Origin of the sequence: Algoriphagus lutimaris, from assembly GCF_017051705.1 — a bacterium.
GTDB lineage: Bacteria > Bacteroidota > Bacteroidia > Cytophagales > Cyclobacteriaceae > Algoriphagus > Algoriphagus lutimaris.
Window position 1 is genome coordinate 1,388,224 of the sequence record NZ_JAFIDJ010000002.1, and the last position, 20,271, is coordinate 1,408,494.

Annotated in this window: 19 protein-coding genes; 7 read left to right on the top strand and 12 right to left on the bottom strand. The window is 41.0% G+C overall.

Going from position 1 to position 20,271, the window contains the following annotated elements:
• Positions 1 to 92: 92 nt before the first annotated feature.
• The 4 genes from gldA to dnaN all read left to right on the top strand — a co-directional run bounded on the left by gldA (position 93) and on the right by dnaN (position 4,734).
• Positions 93 to 998: a gliding motility-associated ABC transporter ATP-binding subunit GldA gene (gldA, locus tag JYB62_RS16590; RefSeq protein ID WP_205646509.1), complete on the top strand. Its 906-nt coding sequence runs from the start codon at positions 93 to 95 to the stop codon at positions 996 to 998.
• 87 nt (positions 999 to 1,085) lie between these two features.
• Positions 1,086 to 1,805, top strand: coding sequence for a gliding motility-associated ABC transporter permease subunit GldF (gene gldF, locus JYB62_RS16595; protein ID WP_205646510.1), 720 nt, complete (start codon positions 1,086 to 1,088; stop codon positions 1,803 to 1,805).
• Positions 1,802 to 3,490, top strand: coding sequence for a gliding motility-associated ABC transporter substrate-binding protein GldG (gene gldG / locus JYB62_RS16600; RefSeq protein WP_205646511.1), 1,689 nt, complete (start codon positions 1,802 to 1,804; stop codon positions 3,488 to 3,490). The genes gldF and gldG overlap by 4 nt, the downstream gene beginning before the upstream one ends.
• A 119-nt stretch (positions 3,491 to 3,609) precedes the next feature.
• Positions 3,610 to 4,734, top strand: a complete 1,125-nt coding sequence (dnaN, locus tag JYB62_RS16605; RefSeq protein WP_074226811.1) for a DNA polymerase III subunit beta — start codon at positions 3,610 to 3,612, stop codon at positions 4,732 to 4,734.
• Positions 4,735 to 4,803: 69 nt separating this feature from the next.
• Here the strand turns inward: dnaN and JYB62_RS16610 are convergent, their stop codons facing one another.
• The 6 genes from JYB62_RS16610 to JYB62_RS16635 all read right to left on the bottom strand — a co-directional run bounded on the left by JYB62_RS16610 (position 4,804) and on the right by JYB62_RS16635 (position 10,297).
• Complete coding sequence (locus JYB62_RS16610; RefSeq protein WP_205646512.1) at positions 4,804 to 5,052, bottom strand: VF530 family protein; 249 nt, start codon at positions 5,050 to 5,052, stop codon at positions 4,804 to 4,806.
• Between the two features lie 258 nt (positions 5,053 to 5,310).
• Complete coding sequence (locus JYB62_RS16615) at positions 5,311 to 6,726, bottom strand: S1C family serine protease (protein ID WP_205646513.1); 1,416 nt, start codon at positions 6,724 to 6,726, stop codon at positions 5,311 to 5,313.
• 67 nt (positions 6,727 to 6,793) lie between these two features.
• A complete protein-coding gene (locus JYB62_RS16620; protein ID WP_205646514.1) occupies positions 6,794 to 7,180 on the bottom strand; it encodes a VOC family protein in 387 nt (128 codons plus the stop codon).
• A gap of 188 nt (positions 7,181 to 7,368) precedes the next feature.
• The gene (locus JYB62_RS16625; protein WP_205646515.1) at positions 7,369 to 7,731 is read right to left on the bottom strand and encodes a VOC family protein; all 363 of its coding nucleotides are present in this window, start codon (positions 7,729 to 7,731) and stop codon (positions 7,369 to 7,371) included.
• 56 nt (positions 7,732 to 7,787) lie between these two features.
• Positions 7,788 to 8,735 (bottom strand): sugar phosphate isomerase/epimerase family protein, encoded by a 948-nt coding sequence (locus tag JYB62_RS16630; RefSeq protein ID WP_205646516.1) that lies wholly within the window; start codon positions 8,733 to 8,735, stop codon positions 7,788 to 7,790.
• 47 nt (positions 8,736 to 8,782) lie between these two features.
• Complete coding sequence (locus JYB62_RS16635; protein WP_205646517.1) at positions 8,783 to 10,297, bottom strand: Gfo/Idh/MocA family protein; 1,515 nt, start codon at positions 10,295 to 10,297, stop codon at positions 8,783 to 8,785.
• Between the two features lie 195 nt (positions 10,298 to 10,492).
• Between JYB62_RS16635 and JYB62_RS16640 the strand changes: the two genes are divergently transcribed.
• Complete coding sequence (locus JYB62_RS16640) at positions 10,493 to 12,139, top strand: sulfatase family protein (protein WP_205646518.1); 1,647 nt, start codon at positions 10,493 to 10,495, stop codon at positions 12,137 to 12,139.
• Between the two features lie 2 nt (positions 12,140 to 12,141).
• Here JYB62_RS16640 and JYB62_RS16645 read toward each other — a convergent pair whose 3' ends face one another.
• The 4 genes from JYB62_RS16645 to JYB62_RS16660 all read right to left on the bottom strand — a co-directional run bounded on the left by JYB62_RS16645 (position 12,142) and on the right by JYB62_RS16660 (position 16,394).
• Complete coding sequence (locus JYB62_RS16645) at positions 12,142 to 13,647, bottom strand: sulfatase family protein (protein ID WP_205646519.1); 1,506 nt, start codon at positions 13,645 to 13,647, stop codon at positions 12,142 to 12,144.
• A gap of 96 nt (positions 13,648 to 13,743) precedes the next feature.
• A complete protein-coding gene (locus JYB62_RS16650) occupies positions 13,744 to 14,538 on the bottom strand; it encodes a glycoside hydrolase family 25 protein (RefSeq protein WP_205646520.1) in 795 nt (264 codons plus the stop codon).
• A 40-nt stretch (positions 14,539 to 14,578) separates the two neighbouring features.
• Positions 14,579 to 15,865 (bottom strand): M20/M25/M40 family metallo-hydrolase, encoded by a 1,287-nt coding sequence (locus tag JYB62_RS16655; RefSeq protein ID WP_205646521.1) that lies wholly within the window; start codon positions 15,863 to 15,865, stop codon positions 14,579 to 14,581.
• 73 nt (positions 15,866 to 15,938) lie between these two features.
• A complete protein-coding gene (locus JYB62_RS16660) occupies positions 15,939 to 16,394 on the bottom strand; it encodes a DinB family protein (RefSeq protein WP_205646522.1) in 456 nt (151 codons plus the stop codon).
• Between the two features lie 144 nt (positions 16,395 to 16,538).
• Between JYB62_RS16660 and JYB62_RS16665 the strand changes: the two genes are divergently transcribed.
• Both JYB62_RS16665 and JYB62_RS16670 read left to right on the top strand, forming a co-directional pair.
• Positions 16,539 to 18,245 carry a GMC oxidoreductase gene (locus JYB62_RS16665; protein WP_205646523.1) on the top strand — a complete coding sequence of 569 codons (1,707 nt, stop codon included), beginning with the start codon at positions 16,539 to 16,541 and terminating at the stop codon, positions 18,243 to 18,245.
• 4 nt (positions 18,246 to 18,249) lie between these two features.
• Complete coding sequence (locus JYB62_RS16670; protein ID WP_205646524.1) at positions 18,250 to 18,843, top strand: gluconate 2-dehydrogenase subunit 3 family protein; 594 nt, start codon at positions 18,250 to 18,252, stop codon at positions 18,841 to 18,843.
• A gap of 162 nt (positions 18,844 to 19,005) precedes the next feature.
• Here JYB62_RS16670 and JYB62_RS16675 read toward each other — a convergent pair whose 3' ends face one another.
• Positions 19,006 to 19,899 carry a Nif3-like dinuclear metal center hexameric protein gene (locus JYB62_RS16675; protein ID WP_205646525.1) on the bottom strand — a complete coding sequence of 298 codons (894 nt, stop codon included), beginning with the start codon at positions 19,897 to 19,899 and terminating at the stop codon, positions 19,006 to 19,008.
• Positions 19,900 to 20,013: 114 nt separating this feature from the next.
• A complete protein-coding gene (locus tag JYB62_RS16680; RefSeq protein WP_205646526.1) occupies positions 20,014 to 20,226 on the bottom strand; it encodes a hypothetical protein in 213 nt (70 codons plus the stop codon).
• Positions 20,227 to 20,271 lie beyond the last annotated feature (45 nt).

Here is a 20,271-nt window from a genome sequence, read left to right on the forward strand (position 1 = left end):
GGTTTGTGCCCTTGGACCAAGAAGCGATGTGGCCTTTGATGAGCCAAGGAAACTATAATTTTTGCTTACTTTTGATTGTGTAAAATAAACTCATGTCCTTAGAAGTATCCCAATTATCCAAACTGTACGGAACTCAGAAAGCACTGGATCAAGTGTCTTTCAAAGCTATGCCTGGGAGAATTTTAGGATTTCTCGGTCCCAATGGAGCGGGCAAATCTACTACCATGAAAATCATCACTGGATTTATTCAGGCAGATACCGGTCAGGTTCAGGTGATGGGGAAAGATGCTTTACAAAACCCCAAAGCAGTAAGTCCATTGATTGGGTATCTTCCTGAGCATAACCCACTCTATCTGGATATGTATGTGAGTGAATTTCTGGAATTTTCTGCAGGGATTTATGGGGTAACCGGAAGGAAACGTACTGTTCGGATTGAGGAGCTTCTAATAAAGACGGGGTTATTGCCAGAGCAGCACAAAAAAATAGGTCAGCTTTCCAAAGGATATAGACAACGAGTGGGCCTGGCAAAAGCATTAATACATGATCCTCAAGTCATTATTCTGGATGAGCCGACTACAGGTTTGGACCCCAATCAATTGGTAGAAATCAGAAATCTGATCTCTGAAATTGCCAAGGAAAAAACCTTAATCCTCTCCACCCATATCATGCAAGAGGTTGAAGCGATTTGTCATGATGTAGTAATCATCAATAAGGGTAAGATTCTTGCTGCTGAGCCATTGGAGAATTTAACCTCCAATGCTTCCGAAGTTCAACTGGAATTAGAAACAGAGGAAGCCCTTGAATTAAGTTGGTTTGAATCCATTGGAATTCCGACTTATGGGAAAAAAGGGAGTACTTCTCTCTTGATTTCCTGCCAAGATCCCTCCGAAGCGAGGAAGGCGGTCATGAAGATCGTCCAAGAAAAGGGTTTGAATTTGATGAGCATGAGTCAGAGTAAAAAGAATTTGGAACAAATTTTCAGAGAAATCACAAAATGAAATCAGGCATAACTAAGAATTTATACATTGGAATGATTATTAGCCTTGCGAGATTCCTGAGGACCTTTGAAAAACAGTTATAACCCGATGAAAAGTCTGTTCTTCAAGGAAATAAATGCATTTTTTGGAAGTCTCCTGGGCTATCTAGTCTTGGCTTTGTTCCTCATAGCAATAGGGCTGATTGTTTGGGTATTCCCAGAAAGTAGTGTTCTGGAATATGGATATGCCGACTTAGAAGCCTTATTTACTTATACGCCTTACGTATTTACGTTTTTGGTCCCAGCCATTGCGATGCGTTCCATTGCTGATGAACGAAAAACCGGGACCTGGGAATTGCTACGGACATCCCCTCTTTCATTATTGCAAATAGTGATTGCCAAGTATTTTGCATTGCTGTTTTTAGTAGTGTTGGCTGTTTTGCCCACCTTACTCTATTTCTTCAGTATCGTTCAATTGGGCGACCCTGTAGGCAATTTGGATCAGGCAGGTTTCTTTGGTTCCTGGGTTGGCTTATTGATGATTGGGGCAGTCTTTGCTGGAGTTGGACTTTTTGCAAGTGCACTGACTTCTCAACAAGTGTTGGCATTTGTCTTGGGCGTATTCCTCTGTTTTGTCCTGTACTTTGGATTTTCTGCGTTAGCAGATCTTCAGGTAGGTGATTTTGCCTACTGGATAGAAGAACTGAGTTTGAGTTTCCACTATATCAATTTGAGTAGAGGAGTGGTGGATTCAAGCGATGTATTCTTTATGCTTGGAATGGTTTGGTTATTTCTTGGATTGAGTGTTTTGACTTTGAAAAACAAATGAAAAAGTCATCATTAAATAGCGTCAAGTCTTGGCTACTCCTAGTTGGTGGTATTGTAATTTTTGCACTACTGGCTCAATTGCTCAGATTTAGAATTGACTTGACAGAGGAAAAAAGATATTCTTTGCATCCAGCGACCCAAGAGATGCTTTCTGAGTTAACAGAGCCTATTCATGTAGATATTCTTCTGGTCGGAAAAAACCTTCCTGGAGGAATGAGAAGGTTGCAAAAATCCATAGAGGAGACTGTGCGGACCTTTAATGCCTATAGTCCTGAGAAAATAACCTATTCTTATTTTGACCCTTTGACAGTAGCAGAATCGGAGCAAGAGGCCTTTATTGGTTCGCTTACCGAATATGGAATCAATCCAACAAATCTCTATGTGAGCCAAAATTCTGGGCAACAAGCAACATTGATATTTCCGGGGGTCTTGGTCAGCAATGCAGAATTTGAAACCGGGGCCTTGGTTTTGAAAGGAGAAAGGGGAATGGGCCCTGATGAGATTTTGAATCAATCCATAGAAAACCTGGAGTTTGAGTTGAGTAATGCCATCAAGAAATTGGTAAGTCCGGAGGAATCAGCCATTGCTATGATCATGGGACATGGAGAAATGGCAGAAGATGAAGGGTACGGAATTGTAGAAGCATTGGATGGAGAATTTGAGTTGTTTAAAGTTCCATTGGAACAGGCCAAAAGTCCCTCCGATTTGGAGAATTTCAAAATCATTTTCATAGAAGGGCCTAGAGATATCTATTCTGATCGAGAGGTCTACCTCCTGGATCAATACGTCATGAATGGAGGGAACCTAGTAGTCATGGTGGATGGTGTAGCAGTGGATATTGCAGAAGCAGGAGGAGAGGGGACATTGGCGATGCCGGTGGATTCAGGTTTAGATAATCTTCTTTTTAAATATGGTATCCGGATCAATAAGGACTTAATCCAAGATTTGAACTTTGGTTATTTTCCGGTCATGGCTGGGAATTTTGGAAACCAGGATCAAATGGTTCCTTTACCTTGGCCATTTTATATTCAGGCAGGAGTCATGCAAAATCATCCGATCACCAAAGGTTTGGATGTGGTTTACTACCGTTTTGCAAGTAGTTTGGATACTGTAATGGCAGAAGGAGTGAAAAAGACTCCATTAATATTTTCATCTAATAACTCACGGGTTTTGCCTGCTCCTGTTCGAGTAGCTTTCAGTGATATGGAACAAGAACCTCCGGTAGAGGCTTTCTCTGTTAGGAATTTGCCTTTGGCGTATTTGCTGGAAGGAGAGTTTACTTCGTTGTTTAAGAATAGATTTTTACCTGAGGGATTTTCTAAAACAGATTTTAAAGAATCCGGCAAAGGGAAAGTAGTAGTTTTTGGAGATGGGGATGTGTTTCAAAGTCAAAAAAGTCTTCAAGATGGAAGTCCATTGGCTTTGGGGGAAGATCCATTCAGTCAAATGACCTTTGCCAATAAGTTATTGTTGAGGAATATGGTCAAATACCTGGTAGATCCCGAAGGGATCATTGCTTCTAGGACCCGAACTTTTCAAATCCGTCCTTTAAATAAGGTGAAAGTTGCCCAACAAAAGACTTTTTGGCAATTTATCAATGTGGTGGCCCCGGTTGTCATTTTGCTTTTAATCGGAGCAATTGTATGGTGGATTCGCCATCAAAAATATTCTAAAAAAATAAACTAGATAAAAAAGTACATTTTCTTGACATTAATTTCGAGTCTTTACGATTCGGGTCAGTTCTAAATCAATTTTATTTATAAATTTACCCCATTGCGAGAATTAAAATTAATAAGCCCTTCGATATGAAATTTATTGTTTCCTCTTCTGCCTTACTCAAGCAGCTTTCTGCGATCAATGGTGTGGTGACTACCAACCCTGTTGTTCCAATTTTGGAAAACTTCCTTTTTGAGATAAAAGACAGTGTGTTAACCATTACTGCTTCGGATCTTCAAACTTCGATGATTACCGAAATCGCCGTAGAGGCAAAAGAAGATGGAAATATTGCTGTCCCCGCTCGTATTTTGATTGAAACTTTGAAAAACTTGCCTGAGCAGCCTGTTACTTTCAGTATTGATCATGATACTTATGCTGTTGAAATTAGCTCTGACAATGGTCGATATAGGCTTGCGGGAGAAAATGCAACTGATTTCCCTAAGATCCCAACCGTTAGCAATGCTACTACTGTGGATATGTCCACCGAGGTGCTGGCAAGCGCTGTTTCCAATACAATTTTTGCTACGAGCTCAGACGAGTTGAGACCGGCAATGACAGGTGTTTATATTAATCTAAGTCCTACCAATACCACTTTCGTGGCTACAGATGGTCATAGATTGGTAAGATATAGAAGAGTAGATGTGGCTTCTTCGGATGCTGCTAGTTTGATTATTCCTCGTAAGGCTTTGAACTTACTTAAATCTACTTTGCCTTCTGAGAATGTGCCTGTATCAGTAGAATTCAATCAGTCCAATGCGTATTTCAAGTTCAATAGCATCAAGATGATCTGTAGATTGATTGATGAGCGATTCCCGGATTATGAAAATGTAATACCTGCTGAGAATCCAAACTTGATGACCATCGATCGTTCTGAGTTATTGAGTTCTTTGAGACGTATCGCGATCTATGCAAATAAGACTACTCATCAAGTAAGATTGAAATTGACTGGAAGTGAATTAATGATTTCCGCAGAAGATCTGGATTTCTCCAATGAAGCCAATGAAAGACTTTCTTGCGAGCATGACGGAGAGGATATAGAAATCGGATTCAATGCCAAATTCTTGGTAGAAATGTTGAACAACCTTTCTTGCAAAGAAGTGACCTTGAAATTCTCTGCTCCAAATAGAGCTGGTTTGATTTTACCGGCTGAGCAAGATGAAAATGAAGACATCCTAATGCTGGTGATGCCAGTGATGTTAAATAATTACGTATAACACAACCACAACCCATAAAGCGAAAAGCCCGGAAATTCCTTCGGGCTTTTTTTATTGGATTTGTATGGGTTACTTTTTCTTGGCGTCCCTCAATGACTTGAGGTATAATCCTTCTACCCGATCTCTGGCCCAAGGAGTTTTCCGTAAAAATTTCAAACTGGAATTGATCGATGGATCATGGGTAAAACAACGGATGGTAATTCGTTGCCCCAGTTCTTCCCATCCATAGTAGTTTACCAAATGCTCTACCATATCCACAAGTTTAATACCATGAAGTGGATTGTTAGGTTGAGATTCGGGATTAGTAGGAGCGGGCATACTTGCAAATAATTTTCTTTCAAAAATACACTTTCAAATCGGAAACAGACCTTTCGCAGTTTTCTCTTTTTTCGGGGGAGATTTCAATGATTGGATAACTATCAATTTACTGAAAAATTTACTTTAGATCTTTGGCTTGGGTTGAACCCCAAATAATGTTTGAAAAACCTCTGAAAAAAGAAAAAAGTTAAAAAAGTCATTTCCAAAGCACCAGGTAAACCTGATTCTTAAATGGGAAGCAAACCCTCATTTGTAGACCTATGAAAATTCATCCAAATTTGATTTAGGAGCTTCATCAATTTGAAAATATCCGATAATTCCATTACGACATTCCAATAGGATTGAATCGCTTTTGCACTTTTTAATCGCCTTCTGTAGTTCTTCGAGGGTATGAACTTCCTGATCGTTTGCTTTGATGATCATTTCGCCAAGTGGCCATTCCATTTCATCGGCTTGTGTACCTTGGTAGATATGGGTCACCACTAACTTGGGATTGTCCTCATCGATGGTTTTCAATAGTTCAATTTGTGCATAGGAATCAACTTCCTGAATTGCTTGGATAATCTCAATACTCAAAGGTTGGATAACCATTCCAAATACTTCAAGATACTTTCTTTCATTCAAAATAGGGTTAGAGATAATTCCTTTCTTAGGATTCCGCATCGCAGGGGCTTTCGTATGATGGATTTTCCCATTCCTTAAGTAAGTAATATTCGTAGACTCTCCTATTGGGACTAATTTCATGACATCATATATGTTTTTGTGCCTATAAAGCCCTTCCTTTCCTATTACAATGCCGTGTCTATCAAAGGCAACTTTGTTGATGGATAGAATTACGTCCCTTGGTTGAATCTTTGCCGCTGCAAGGAATCCGTCCTTTAGGACTTTGGAGACAATCACCCCTTTGGCCTGGGACTGCTTCAAAAACGGATTAAAGTTCTCTGCGTTTTTCTGCAATTTCCCTCCAATGTCTGCAAAATGAGGTTCATTGAGTAACAGTAAGTTTTCGATGATTATTTTCACAAAACCAGCTGGAGTAATAAACCCTATATTTTCTGCATCAATCATCACAGCAGTATTCAGGCCTACTACCTTACCATCTTCATTGATGCTAGGACCGCCTGAATTACCTGGGTTAATAGCTGCATTGGTGACAAACCTTTCCGTGGTGAACTCTGAACCAGATATGAAATTGGTGATTTCTCCACCGGTGATATTGGGTTCTATCATTCCCAAAGGATATCCAATTGCCTTAATTGCCTCGCCTCGAGAAGGACTGATTCCTTCACTTAGTTCTAAATATTCGATGGGCTGGATGGCAATTTTTTTAAAGCGGATCAGCTCTTCATCGGTAAGTTTGATCAATGCTACATCTGGTTCAAGCTGTTTTACAAGCCCAATTACTTCCGCTTCGAAGCGCTCTTCGCTGGTAAGCATGGAGCTGATTTCTACCTTTACAGCATTTCTAGCTACGTGGGCATTGGTCACCATGTAGCCTTCCAAATCTTTATACTTGACAAAAAATCCGGATCCTGACCAGTTGCCAGGGATTTTTATGGATGGATTCAATACAGACTGAATGTCTTCTTCTATAAAGCCTTCCACATGAACTTGCACTACACCACTCATCATCTGGCGGGCTATTTCGGTGAGTTTGCGTTTAGTTTTTGTCATTGTTGCTTTAATTAAATGAAATGCTTGGCCAAAGACAATTTTTTTGACAAGACCTATAGAGAATTATCTATTTCTTTTCGATCAAATCCCAAAGGTTTCCATACAAATCTTTAAAAACAGAAACTATCCCAAAATCCTCTTCCGAAGGTTCCCGAATAAACTCCACACCTTTAGCGGTGTATTTTTTATAGTCCCTCCAAAAATCATCTGTGTAAAGAAATAGAAAAACCCGACCTCCAGCTTGGAAGCCTACTTGTGCTTTCTGGGATTCATTTGCAGCTTTTGCTAAAAGTAAATGGCATGACGATCCAGGAGGAGAAACTCTCACCCAGCGCTTGGTTTCATTGAGTTGGGTGTCTTCCAATAATTCAAAACCCAAGGTTTTGGTATAATATGCAATGGCTTCATCATAGTCATTGACTAAAAGTGAAATTTGTCCTAATTGTTGTGTCATCCGTTAAAGTTACTAGGTTGAGGGCATAAAAAAAGCCAGAAGAATCTGGCTTTTTCAATTTCAATTTTGGCTTAGTCTTCTATTTCTACCAATTCTTAGATATTCTTTGGAAAGGTCCTGGTATAGCATAGAAAAGTGGTGTTAAACCATTGTTTACTAATTTTCAATAGGAAAAGTTCCGAAGCGAATTAAACGTCTTCTACAAAAAAGATTGCATTGTTATTCAAATCGTACAATCCAAATTCATGCGTTCCCCAAGGGGTATTCTTTCTTAATCTATCTTTTGGGACTACTCCTTTTGCTACCAATGAGTTGAAATAGTTTTCAATGTTTTTTACAAAAATTCGGACTACAGACCCTCCGAGTAAAGGATCATCTTCGGTATCTGCATGCCATTGGAGATGCAGCCAAACTGTTTTGAAATGAATGCCTACATACATGGAGTCTCCAAAAATTTTTTTAAAACCTAGATTCTCCTCATACCAATGTAAATCTCTTTCAATATCACTAGAAGGTAAAACTGGAATGGTTGATAAAAATTCTGTTTTCATTATGGGGTTTAAAAAAAGGATTCAATACCTCATACTGAATCCTTTCCTTTTAAGTTTCACCCTTCTGCTTCAAGGGTCCTCCTAACGTCCTCTAGCCCCCTCCTTATTTCAAAAATACTATCCCATTCTCGACCTTCTACTCCATGCTCTATTCCTACATAGCCATGGAAGTCATGAGCTAATACGATTTTCATCATTCTAGTATAGTCCAAGGGATGTTCTCTTCCCTGATCGTCCCAAACCATTGGCTTGAAACTGACTCCTTTAGCATAGGGCATTAATTCATCCACTCCTCGGTAAGAGTCGTAGGAAATATTTTTACCTCCCTCTGAGGCAATTCTGAAATTCCCGAAGTCTGGCAAGGTTCCCGCACGTGGATGCCCTGTCTCTTTGATCATTTCTGCCAGCCATTTTGCATTGCTTGAAAAACCTCCATGGTTTTCTATAATCACATTGATGTCAAAATCATCTGCAAACTCACAGAGTTGTCTCAAGCCTGAGCTGGTAATGTCCATGGCATTTTTCTCGTCTGCGGGATTGGTACTCCAAGGTACTGCCGAATATGCGTTGACACGAATGGCATGGCAACCCAGAAACTTAGCGGCCTCTACCCATTTTTTATGATTTTCAACCGTTTGTTTTCTGCCTTCTGAGGTGGCAGCACCCAGCATTCCCTCTCCATCACACATGATAAGAACCGAGGTTACTCCTTCGCCATCTGCCCGTGTTTTCATTTCTCTCAAATAGGCCATGTCGGTGGCCTTGTCTTTGAAAAATTGATTGACATATTCCACTGCATCGATATCATGTTGCTTCGCCAAAATTGGGAAGTCCAAATGATCTATTTTACCTGCAAAAAGCGCTTTATTTAAAGACCATTCCGCTAAGGAAATTTTGTAAAGTGGGTCTGCTTTTTTTGACTTAAAACTCATTTGCGGAAGGCCAATACTCAATGCTGCGGTGGCAAGTCCTGCAGATTTTAAGAATTCTCTCCTGTTTTTCATAACGTTCATGTTTTGGTTTAAAAAAATGTTTGGCAATTATTTAAAATCTAAATTTCCCAGCCCTTTCTATATGCTCGGGTCAGGAACTCATTGGAAGATTCATCATTGGTAATTTTTGGAATACTTGCATCAAACTCAACTCTTTTCTTAGCCCTTAATGCAATGGCCCCAAGGTTGATGGTATCTGTGATCGTTTGGGCTCTTATAAAGCTTCCCGGGGTTTGCTGCTTCTCTTTGACAGCATTTACCCACATATCCGTTTTTCTATCGACTTCTCTGGAATTGATTTTTTCGGATGCAGGCCTTGAATCCATTTTGCTTTCAGGAAGTAAAACAGGGTTTTCGCCTCTAAAACCTCCTAAGATTTTACCTTTTGTCCCGACGAGCATCAACCCTTCTTCGGGCGTATCCTTTCCTTCCATTTCCAATTCTTCTGGAGCGAATGGCTTCATGCCTCCATCGTACCAAAACAGGTCAAAAGAGGGTAGGCTTTTTTGTTTTGGAAATTTCCACTTAATCATGCAGCTGGCAGGGAATGCCACATCATTTTCCACCCAATGGTATACATGGTCAATTTCTTCTCTAGTGGTGGTTCCAAATGCTTTTGCAGCAACGGGGGATTGATCTATTCCCAAGGTTTCAAATAAGGGGAAAAGGCTGTAATGCCCCATGTCGGCTACTGATCCTCCTCCGAAATCGTACCAACCCCTAAAAACGTTGTTGGTATAATGTGGATGATAAGGCATGTCAGGAACCGGACCAAGCCATAAGTCCCAATTAAATCCCTTGGGGATTGGAGGGGTATCGGGTGGTCTTTTAGTCCATTGTTGCCATACAGGTCGGTAAGACCAGTTGTGAATCTCTTTTAATTCTCCAATCAATCCCTCGTCCATCCAAGCTTTGATCTGACGGTATTCAGGTCGGTCTGACCAAGCTAATAAATGGGTGGTTACTCCTGAAGATTTTGCCTGATCTATGACTTTTCTTCCTTCTATCAATCGATTGGAAATGGGCTTGTGGGTCACTACATGAACTCCATTTTTCATCGCCTCGATGGCAATGGATGCATGGGTATGATCTGGGGTCATTATTTTTACTACATCGATCCCTTTTTCCTTTGCAAATAGCTCCCTGAAGTCTTCATAAGAAGAACAACCAGAATAGGTGCCACCAGGAGTATTCTTGGAATAGTATGTTTCTACGTAGGCTTGACCTACATCACGACCTCCTGGAATGCCCTTGGCATTACTCCACCAAGAATCATCACCTAATACTTTTCTAATGTCATTTCGAATACCATAAGGAGACCAGTCTATATAATCTTCGGTGTATTTATTGGAATCACATACTGCCACCACCCGAATAGCTGGATTGAGTAGTAATCCTCCCATCTCTCGGAGCCCCTGAGTGCCACAACCAATATTGGCAACGGTTATCTGGTCGGATGGGGGAACTTTGCCAAGTCCGGCAATGACATGGGATGGAACAATGGAAAAAGAAGCTGCAATAGAGGCCGCAGTTCCTATAAATTCTCGGCGGTTAAGTTTGTCCTTTGAAGACATAAAATGGATAAATTGGGTTTTGGTAATAATTTACCAAAGCTTGAGGCTAATACAAAACAAATCTTCTTTAGGCCCATAATTAATAGAAGAATGTATCGGAAAAGAAGAACATAGGTAGGTTAAATGGTTATTCATGATGGTGTTTTCTTATAAAAGTTCTAAATTTCAATCTACCTAAAAACTCAATTAGTCTTGATGAAAATCCTGTCTCGTTTTAATTTGTTCTTTCTACTTGTCATAAGTATTTCAATAGTTTCTTGTGATACAGACCCTGAAAAAGAAACTGAAATTCAATATCCAGAGCATCCTAATATTGTATGGATTGTGAATGAGGACATGTCTCCTGAGCATTTGGGAGCCTATGGTGGAACAGGGGGCAAAACACCGGTATTAGACCAATTTGCCAGTGAAAGTTTGAAGTACACTAATGCCTTTTCCACTGCGGGAGTTTGTGCACCAAGTAGAGCGGCAATCATCACAGGTGCCTATCAAACTTCAATTGGAGCACACAATATGAGAACCTTGGGAATGTCTGCGAATGCATTAGAGGCCTATCCTGATGGTTTTAAGACCTATTCAACAGTTCTTCCAGATGGAATGCGTGGCTTTCCAGAATACTTGCGGATGATCGGGTATTATACTACTAATAACTCCAAGGAGGATTATCAGTTTGTAGCTCCCAAAACCATGTGGGACGAAAGCAGTAGAACTGCCCATTGGAAAAACAGACCTGATCCAAATCAACCTTTCTTTTCCATTTTTAATTTGACTGTTTCTCATGAGTCCCAAGTTTGGGTCAGAGCGGATGAACCTCTACTAGTAGATCCGGATTCAGTAACTATTCCTCCTGTTTATCCTGATGATTCTATCTCCAGACATACCATGGCTCGATTCATAACGAATGTGATGAGGATGGACACCCAAGTGGGGGAGATTATTCAAGAGTTGAAAGATGCGGGTCTCTATGAAAATACCATCATTTTCTATTATTCCGATCACGGGGATGGAATGCCTTATTTTAAGCGTGAAATTTATGATAGGGGGCTGAAAATTCCGCTTTTGATCAAGGCTCCTTTTTTAGAGCCAGGATCTGTGACCAATGAGTTGGTGAGTTTTGTGGATTTTGGGCCGACAGTTTTGTCCTTGGCAGGTGTGAAAATTCCAATTGCCATGCAAGGACAAGCATTTTTAGGGCCTCAAAAATCTGCTCCTAGGAAATATGTGTATGCTGCACGAGATCGAATGGATTCCGAATATGATAGAGTTCGGGCAGTAAGCGATGGACGATATAAGTACATCAGAAATTACATGATTGATAAACCCAACTATCAAAACATCAGATATAGACTCAATAACCCTTTGATGGTTCATCTATTGGAGCTTCATGAGCAAGGGAAGTTAACGCCTGAGCAAGAGCGCTGGTTTGATGAAACAAAACCCAAAGAGGAACTTTACGATACTCAAGTAGATCCTTGGGAGTTTAACAACCTTGCGGGCAACCCGGAATATGATGCTAAGTTAGAGGAGTTGCGAAAAGCGCATTTAGATTGGATCGACTACTATGGAGATTTAGGAGCCATACCAGAAATGGAAATGGTCAGAGAATGGTGGGGAGGAATGGATCAAGCCCCGAATACAGAACCTGCAGCCATTTTATATGAAGATGGCCTAGTGGCATTAAAGTCTTCTACACCTAGCGCTTCCATAGGATATAGAAAATCCAGCGCGGACGTTTGGCAGGTCTATACAAAGCCATTTGAATGGAATGCCGGTGATTCCTTATATGTATTGGCCCATCGAATTGGCTATGAACCATCTACTGAGGCAATTATCGTAAAATAAACTTATTGATCTAAACAAGGGATGCCTCCTTTTGGATAGTTACCGAAAGGGGGCATGATTTTATATTCCTCAATCATTTTTTTGAAATCGTAATTTTCAAATTGATAGTCAGGAGTGTAACGCACCTTGTCCCAATAGAGGCTTCTGGGCTCTGTAGCCCTTAAATCCCCTGTTTTTTCCATCCAATTTTGAAGCTTCTGCCTCATTTTGGCTTTGACTTCGGAATAGGTATTATTCTCCGCCAGGTTTGTCAATTGATAGGGATCGTTGACCACATCATACAATTCTTCCTCAGGTCTTTTCTCAAATGCCAGTTTGAAATAATCTGGCTGCCCAGGAATGGATTTTCTTTCCATATTCATGATCAAAAACTTGGTGATGGAGTTATCAATGTCCCCGTATTGGCCCACCGATACATGCACGCTCGGATCACCCGCCGGGTTTCGTTCAGGCATCAAATTTCGGATATATAAATATTGATGATCCCTTACGGCTCTCATAGGATAGGATAAATCGCCTTTTCGCACATTGGCGTGCCTTTCCCGCTCTAGGTAGACTTGGTCCCGGTCTTGTTTCTCACCCGCAAAAAGAGGCCAAAGCGATTGCCCTGTCATGGTTTCCTGCTGTTGTCCGGCAGCCTCTACAAAGCTTGGAGCAAAATCTATAAAGTTGACAAAATCGTCTATGACGATCCCGGCCGCTATTTTTTCTGGCCATCGAATCACCAAGGGCATCCTTGTTCCATAATCGTATAAATTGGCTTTTGCCCTAGGGAAAGGCATTCCATTGTCACTGGTCATGACAATGATGGTATTGTCTAGCTCTCCAGCTTCTTCCAGCATCTTGATGATTTGACCGCATTCTCGATCAAACCGCTCCACCTCAAAATAGTAATCCAAAATATCATTTCGTACACAGTCATTGTCTGGGAAAAAACCAGGTACGATTACTTCTTCCAAAGCCATCCCTGTTTGGATTCCGGTATTGGGTACATAGGTCCGATGTGGGTCAGAACTTCCAAACCAAAATGTAAAGGGCTTTCCATCTGTTTTGGAAGCAAAGAACGTTTTAAAGTCTTCGAAGTTTTTGCCTGCAGGATTATGTTCAAGTCCTCTCACTCGAAAATCTCCGGGGCCCCATCCTTTTCTGGTTGAACCGGTGAAATATCCTGCTTTCTCCAAAATGGAAACATAGGTCGGGTATTGAGCCGGGAATTCGGACCAAAGGTTACCTCCGTCTTCATTCTGATGGGGGTACCTACCCAAAAGAACAGAAGCTCGAGAAGGGGAACAGGAAGGAGAAGCTGTATAGGCATTGGTAAATAAGGCTCCTTCTTTTGCCAATCGGTCAAAGGTAGGAGTTCTGACGATGGGATCCCCATATACCCCTGCGTGAGGGAATGACCAGTCATCCGCGATTAGAAATAAAATATTTGGCTTGCTCTTTTGACTAAATGAGTGGGAAGCGACGGAAAAAAGAAGTGCAAAAATCAGAGATAACTTTTTCATTACTTTGGGTCTAATGAGGAATTTAAGACCTTCTGATTTTTTATCCAATTATCTATTAAACATTTCTTCGTGCATGGATTTGAGTGTAAAAAAAGCTTAATCCAGTATCAGCGCATCAAGGGTAGTTTTTCCACCTCTTAAGATATTCAGATCCACATTTTCATAAATACCGTTTAATCTACCCTTTTCTGAAAACTGCCAAATCACCCAGTAATCACTTTCAGGTTCTTTGATGGGATTGTAGTTCGCTACCCACAAGGGATAATCTTCAAACCCATTTCCAACCAGGACATGTCTATTAAATGTGTCTCCGGTATAGATGATGGGCTTTACTCCATAATGCTCCTCTACGATTTTTAACCAGTTTTGAATACCTTCTCTTAACCTAGCTTGGGATTGGATGGTAGAATTTCGCTCTATATCCAAAATCGGCCTCATATCTCCGGATCTCAACTTTACTTGGTTAATGAAATTATGCGCCTGAAGCGTGCTATTCATATTGGGGCGATAATAATGATAAGCCCCCCGAATGATGTTTACCGTATCTAATGAATGCCAATGTTCTTTGAATAGCTCATCTTGATCATCTCCCATAGTCGCTCTGAAAATAATAAAATCTACCGGGTGATTTTTGATTTGGAGTTCTAGGTTTTGCCAATCTATTCTACCTTGATAATGGGAAATATCAATTCCCAAAAGGCCACTAGGCTGGGTTTTGAAAATATAATCAAACTTTAATTCCTCATGCTCAGAAATCGGCTTATTGGCATAATAGGGTTGATCATGAAGTAAATGCCAAGTATTATAGACTATAGCCCCTGCACTGACGGTGATCAGGATCAATAAGGCGATTAAAGCAGGAGGAATTGACGGTGACTTTTTCTTAGGCATTTATTTGACATATTCTAAACGCGCTGCGAAGCTACTATTTTTACCTTGTCAACCGGTAAAGAAATAAGGTACTTCTTTTGATCAATTCAGGGTACTCTTTCATATTGATGGTCTCTCCAGGAGCATGTGCTCCGCGACCTGATGCACCTAATCCATCCAGGCAATCCACGTAATCGGCAACAAAAGAAATATCACCGGCACCTCTACTTCCAGGGTCACCAGGTTTGACTTCTCCAAGTCCCATGTCTTGACTCAATTGATTTAATACTTCAGCTAAAGCATAGTTCCCTTCAGTAGGTACCATGGAAGGCAGTCCATCTCTAAAAATAATTTCTGCATCGGTTTGATTCAGATGCCTATCCACTATTGCCTGCATTTTAGCCCTAGCAGCATTTTTTTGCTCTTCCCCAAGGAATCTTAGATCTCCTGTCACGATTGCTTCTCTTGCTACAATATTAGTTTTTCCAAGAGCTTCTCCCTTACCAGTTTCTTCGTCAAAAGAAATGTCGGATCCGCCAATAATCTGACCTGGATTGAAGGTTAAATATTGCTCTCCAGCCAACTCTTCCCGAAATTCAGTTAATATCCTTGCCGCTTCATAAATCGCTCCATAGCCTACCGATTCACGGAACACCCCGCTTGAGTGTGACTGTTTTCCAGTGGTTCTCAACCTCCATCCACTACTTCCTCTTCTGGCTACCGTAGCAATTCCAAAGCTTTGTGTGGTTTCATAACCCAATGCAATGTCATGCTCTTTTGCTCTTTGGATAAAATCCCTTCTGGAAATCTCTTCGTCGGCAGAACTTTCTTCATCTCCCGTAAAATATACGGTGATGGTTCTGTCTTCCAATAAGCCCAGATCATGCAATGCTTTTAGGCTGGCAAAGGCCATGACATCTCCACCTTTCATATCATTGACTCCTTGGCCCGTTGCGGTAGAATCATTTAAAAATGTAAATGGAGTAAAAGGCATGTCTTTTTCAAAAACAGTATCCAAATGTCCAATGATAAAGATCTTTTTCCCTTTGCTTCCTTTTCGCGTAGCGATAAAATGTCCTGCACGCTTTGCTTCAGGTGGAAGTTTATACCACTCTGTTTCAAATCCTATTTTTTGAAACTCCCGCTCAAATACTTTGGAAACTGCTTCTACGCCTTCCAGGTTAAGCGAGCCGGAATTAATGTTGGTGACCTCTTCGAGTAGGGCTACTGTTTCTTCGTAATTTTTCTCTACCTCTGCTATAAGTTTTTCCTCGATTTTGGAAAGTTTCTGAGCAAAAGTAATCGAATAGAATCCGATCAAAACAAGAGTTAGAATGAGCTTTTTCATAGCTGAAAATTAAGGCAATTGTTGGATAAATGGATTCCGGTTGTCAAATATTGAGTTAAAAAAGATCGGGGTTTTATAAGAATTTACGAATACTTAGGATATAGCCAATATGTAGGCCTTCATGAAAATTATTGAATTCTAATGCGTCTTGCACATTGGCCAAGTGAAAGCCCGTCGCAGTCCGCCGCTCTTTGTAGGTTTTAAAAATCCCTTTTTCTAAATCTTTTTCGGTCAACACTGTCAGTTCAATCAATAGACTTTTCAATTCATTGGCCTCATCTTCGGAAGTGAAGGACTCAGGCTTGGTTCCCGGTTTATATCTATTGAAAAGATCGTCTGAAATATAGTCTGTCAATCCAGATGATTTGTACACCAAGCCTTGCTGAGCCACGATGATGTGCCCGATATTCCAGATGATATTATTGTTAAATCCCGCTGGAATGGTATTTAGTTTTTCGATGCTGGTTTGTTCTAACAGGTTAAGAAGTAGATTCCTACTGGTTTTCCAGTTTTTGAGCGTGGCGTTCATAGTTTACTGATTTTAAGCAAGGTATATTTTTACGAGATTGTCAGGTAAATCTATTAGGAAACATCCATAATACTAGTTGTTGCGATTTTATGTCCTTGTTTTTTTTAAGGAATTGCTAACTTATACTCCAATAAACATAAACCTATGGCCAATTTTAATATTGACGCAAAACAAGAAATGACCTACGATGCGATTGTGATCGGATCGGGAATAAGTGGTGGTTGGGCTGCGAAAGAACTTTGTGAGAAAGGATTGAAAACCCTCGTACTGGAAAGAGGGAGAATTGTAGAACATGTCACAGACTACCCTACCATGAGTTTGGATCCATGGGATACTGAACTCAGAGGAAGTCTGACGCCAGAGCAAAAAGCAAGGCATCCAAAAGGAATCCGTTCAGGATTTATTGGAGCGATGAATGAGCATTTCCATGCCAATGATGTGGAAAATCCCTACACTGAAGTGAAACCTTTTATGTGGGTTCGAGCCCATCAAATGGGAGGAAGATCTCTACTTTGGGGAAAGCAATGCTATAGATGGTCTGACTTGGATTTTGAAGCCAATTTAAAAGATGGACATGGGGTAGACTGGCCTATCAGATACAAGGATTTGGCACCTTGGTACACCCATGTGGAGAAATTTGCTGGGATCAGCGGAGAAACATTGGGTTTACCTCATTTACCGGATAGTCATTTCCTTCCACCTATGGAGCTCAATTGTGTAGAGAGGCATGTGAAAGAGCGTATAGAAAAGGAATACAATGGGCGGAATATGATCATTGGCCGTGTGGCGCATTTGACTGAGCCGATCAATGGTCGTGGAAAATGCCAGTTCAGAAATCGATGTAACCGGGGATGCCCATATGGAGCCTATTTTAGTAGTAATGCAGTGACCCTTCCAGCAGCCAATGCGACGGGGAACTTGACCATCCGACCATTTTCAATCGCACAATCCATTATTTATGATGAAGAAAGTGGAAAAGCTACGGGCGTAAGAATCATTGATTCCGAAACCAGTGAGGTAATGGAGTACCATGCAAAAATCATTTTTTGTAATGCTTCTGCCTTGAGCTCTACTCAAATTTTAATGAATTCCACTTCCGACCGTTTTCCAAATGGCCTAGGGAATGACAGTGGAGAATTAGGGCATAACCTGATGGATCATACCTATAGGGTAGGAGCCATGGGAAAAGTGGAAGGATTTGAAGATCAGTATTACAAGGGGAGAAGACCCAATGGAATCTATATTCCTCGATATTACAACTTGGATGAAAGTACCAAAAACGAAAATTTCGTGAGAGGATTTGGATTCCAAGGTAGTGGTGGAAGAGCCGGTTGGAGCGCAGGGTCTAACCAGGAAAATTTCGGAGGAGACTTCAAGGATAGTCTGATGAAGCCAGGGCCTTGGGAATTCTTTATCACTGGATTTGCGGAATGCCTTCCAGACCATAAGAACAAAGTAACCTTGAATAAAGAGGTATTGGATAAGTGGGGTCAGCCAACCTTAAGCATCGATGCAGAATGGGGACCCAATGAATTGGCGATGAATAAGCAGATTCGAAAAGATGCCAAGGAAATGCTGGAAAGAGCAGGATTAACAGATATCACCGATTTTGATAATGAACATGAAATGGGTTATGGAATCCATGAAATGGGGACCGCAAGAATGGGTAGAGACCCTAAAACTTCCGTATTGAATGGGAACAACCAGGTTCACGGAGCCAAAAATGTCTTTGTGACGGATGGTGCTTGTATGACTTCTTCCTCCTGTGTCAACCCATCCTTGACCTATATGGCTTTGACAGCCAGAGCAGCCAATTTTGCAGTATCCGAATTGAAGAAAAATAACCTTTAATGTCATGAACAGAAGAAACGCATTAAGAAGAACCGCATTATTGGCCGGATCGGCGGTGGCAACACCCACCTTGCTTTCCCTGCTTCAATCGTGTAAAGAGCAAAAACGGGTAGACTGGGTTCCACAGTTTTTATCTCAGGACCAGGCAGTTTTTGTCTCCTCATTTGTGGATACCATCTTGCCCAAAACGGATACACCAGGAGCCTTGGATGTAAAAGTAGATATTTTCATAGATCTGATGTATTCCAAAGCTTATGATGAGGGAGCGCAGCAATATGTGGTGGCTGAAATTGAAAAGTTCAATAGCGATTGCAAAGAAGCCTATGGAGATGTCTTTGCGAATTTGAGTGCCGAAGATAAAACGGCGGTATTAAAAAAGGCAGAAGCAGAAACCGCTAAGTTTAACCCGGAAGTTTGGGGTACTGCGGTAGGAGAGCAAAAATCGGTAGCCTACTACCGCCAATTGAAATCCATGGCTCTCTGGGCTTATTTCTCTTCTGAAGAAGTAGGTAAAAATATCCTGAACTATGATCCGATTCCGGGTGAATACCTCGGGTGTATTCCGCTTTCGGATGTAGGGAATACCTGGAGTCTTTAAAAATGTCTCAGTGAAAAGTTGGCAGTCGCAGTTGACAATTGCTAATAAATGGTCAATCAGGATTTAATATTTACAGCAAATTACTATGTCAGTCCAAGCGGAGTCGAAAGGTCCTCGACTCCGCTTGGACTGATAATGTTTTTTTCTGAAACAGCCTCTTAACTACTTCACTTGAAGCGAATTTCCAGAAGGAAAATGAGTCACTGGAACACCAGGTACATGCTCCTCTAACCAGTTCTTCATAAATTCCGATCCACCTTCCTCACTAGCAGAATGACCAATTATAATCAGTCCCAACTCTTCTCCCATTTCATTGGCATTTCTCACGTACTCCGGAGTTTCCCATTCTGGACTTTCTCCACAGATCAGGACATCTGGTTTTTCCTGCATCAGTAGTTCAATTTGTCTTCTTCCTCCGATGGCTCCAGGTAGTAAGAGAATTTTGGAGGCGGAATGATTTAAATCTCCCACATATCGTAAGGCGGGAACTCCCATCTTCTCTTTGATATGGCTAATTAGATTTCCTAGTGTGGTTTCCGGTAGGTTTAAAACGGCGTTCTGTTTGAAATAAGCATTCCAACCTAATTCATCCACCACTCCCTTTTGAACTCCATCCACTTGTAGCCGGTGTACATAGTCATGATTTCTCCACACCGCAATCCCATGTTGGTTTAAAAGATCCGCTTTAAATTGGTAGACCGGGTCATTTTTTAACCAGTCCGTTTCGTCAAAATGATTGTAAAAAGTAGGTTCATGGACGATGATGAAATTGGCCTTCAACTCGATGGCTTTTCGGATTACCGTTACCGTAGCAAACATAGTCGTGATAATACCTGTAACTTCTTGCTCTCGACTTCCTGATTTAAGGGTATCCACTGTGGGGCTAAAAGGAGCATTGGGAACTTTGGAAATAAACAGGTCCACGATGTCTCCCACATTATAGGGCGGTTTTCTGGAAGCGGAGAAGAGATCCAAGGGATTTAGAAAAATTCCTGTTCCTAGGAGGGCAGAGGTCTTTAGAAGGAAATCACGGCGGTTTGGATTGGGCTTGTTCATAGCTAGATGGATTTATCTAAAGATAAGGAAGCCTTTTTATTTTGGGTGAGGAATTAGGCCATTTGTAATAGGGAGGAATGTAAAAGGGTAGGTAAGTAGAGTAACGACCAACTATCATCCGTAAGCTAGACTTTTCAAATATCTATAAAAGTATCCCATCGCACCAGCCTTTGCAAATAGCTCCGTAAGCTTATGGATGATAGTGTTTGTTAGGCTTTCGTTTTTATACAAGCTTTTCTTCATATTTCTTGACGCGGTGATGTAGGTTCGAATGTACTCACCAGTTTCAATTCTCATTAATTCGATATCGTATTCGTCAGAGTCCATTCCGGTAATTTGGTCAAATGTTTGTTTAGACGTTCTCCGGAGTTC

Excerpts from the sequence above, each read along its gene's own strand:
- JYB62_RS16655 (WP_205646521.1), bottom strand. The coding sequence starts at position 15,865 with ATGAAAAAGCTCATTCTAACTCTTGTTTTGATCGGATTCTATTCGATT.
- JYB62_RS16645 (WP_205646519.1), bottom strand. The coding sequence starts at position 13,647 with ATGAAAAAGTTATCTCTGATTTTTGCACTTCTTTTTTCCGTCGCTTCC.
- gldA (WP_205646509.1), top strand. The coding sequence starts at position 93 with ATGTCCTTAGAAGTATCCCAATTATCCAAACTGTACGGAACTCAGAAA.
- JYB62_RS16615 (WP_205646513.1), bottom strand. The coding sequence starts at position 6,726 with ATGACAAAAACTAAACGCAAACTCACCGAAATAGCCCGCCAGATGATG.
- JYB62_RS16680 (WP_205646526.1), bottom strand. The coding sequence starts at position 20,226 with ATGGACTCTGACGAATACGATATCGAATTAATGAGAATTGAAACTGGT.
- dnaN (WP_074226811.1), top strand. The coding sequence starts at position 3,610 with ATGAAATTTATTGTTTCCTCTTCTGCCTTACTCAAGCAGCTTTCTGCG.
- JYB62_RS16640 (WP_205646518.1), top strand. The coding sequence starts at position 10,493 with ATGAAAATCCTGTCTCGTTTTAATTTGTTCTTTCTACTTGTCATAAGT.
- JYB62_RS16620 (WP_205646514.1), bottom strand. The coding sequence starts at position 7,180 with ATGACACAACAATTAGGACAAATTTCACTTTTAGTCAATGACTATGAT.
- JYB62_RS16665 (WP_205646523.1), top strand. The coding sequence starts at position 16,539 with ATGGCCAATTTTAATATTGACGCAAAACAAGAAATGACCTACGATGCG.
- JYB62_RS16670 (WP_205646524.1), top strand. The coding sequence starts at position 18,250 with ATGAACAGAAGAAACGCATTAAGAAGAACCGCATTATTGGCCGGATCG.
- JYB62_RS16675 (WP_205646525.1), bottom strand. The coding sequence starts at position 19,899 with ATGAACAAGCCCAATCCAAACCGCCGTGATTTCCTTCTAAAGACCTCT.
- gldG (WP_205646511.1), top strand. The coding sequence starts at position 1,802 with ATGAAAAAGTCATCATTAAATAGCGTCAAGTCTTGGCTACTCCTAGTT.
- JYB62_RS16635 (WP_205646517.1), bottom strand. The coding sequence starts at position 10,297 with ATGTCTTCAAAGGACAAACTTAACCGCCGAGAATTTATAGGAACTGCG.
- JYB62_RS16625 (WP_205646515.1), bottom strand. The coding sequence starts at position 7,731 with ATGAAAACAGAATTTTTATCAACCATTCCAGTTTTACCTTCTAGTGAT.
- JYB62_RS16650 (WP_205646520.1), bottom strand. The coding sequence starts at position 14,538 with ATGCCTAAGAAAAAGTCACCGTCAATTCCTCCTGCTTTAATCGCCTTA.
- JYB62_RS16610 (WP_205646512.1), bottom strand. The coding sequence starts at position 5,052 with ATGCCCGCTCCTACTAATCCCGAATCTCAACCTAACAATCCACTTCAT.
- JYB62_RS16660 (WP_205646522.1), bottom strand. The coding sequence starts at position 16,394 with ATGAACGCCACGCTCAAAAACTGGAAAACCAGTAGGAATCTACTTCTT.
- gldF (WP_205646510.1), top strand. The coding sequence starts at position 1,086 with ATGAAAAGTCTGTTCTTCAAGGAAATAAATGCATTTTTTGGAAGTCTC.
- JYB62_RS16630 (WP_205646516.1), bottom strand. The coding sequence starts at position 8,735 with ATGAAAAACAGGAGAGAATTCTTAAAATCTGCAGGACTTGCCACCGCA.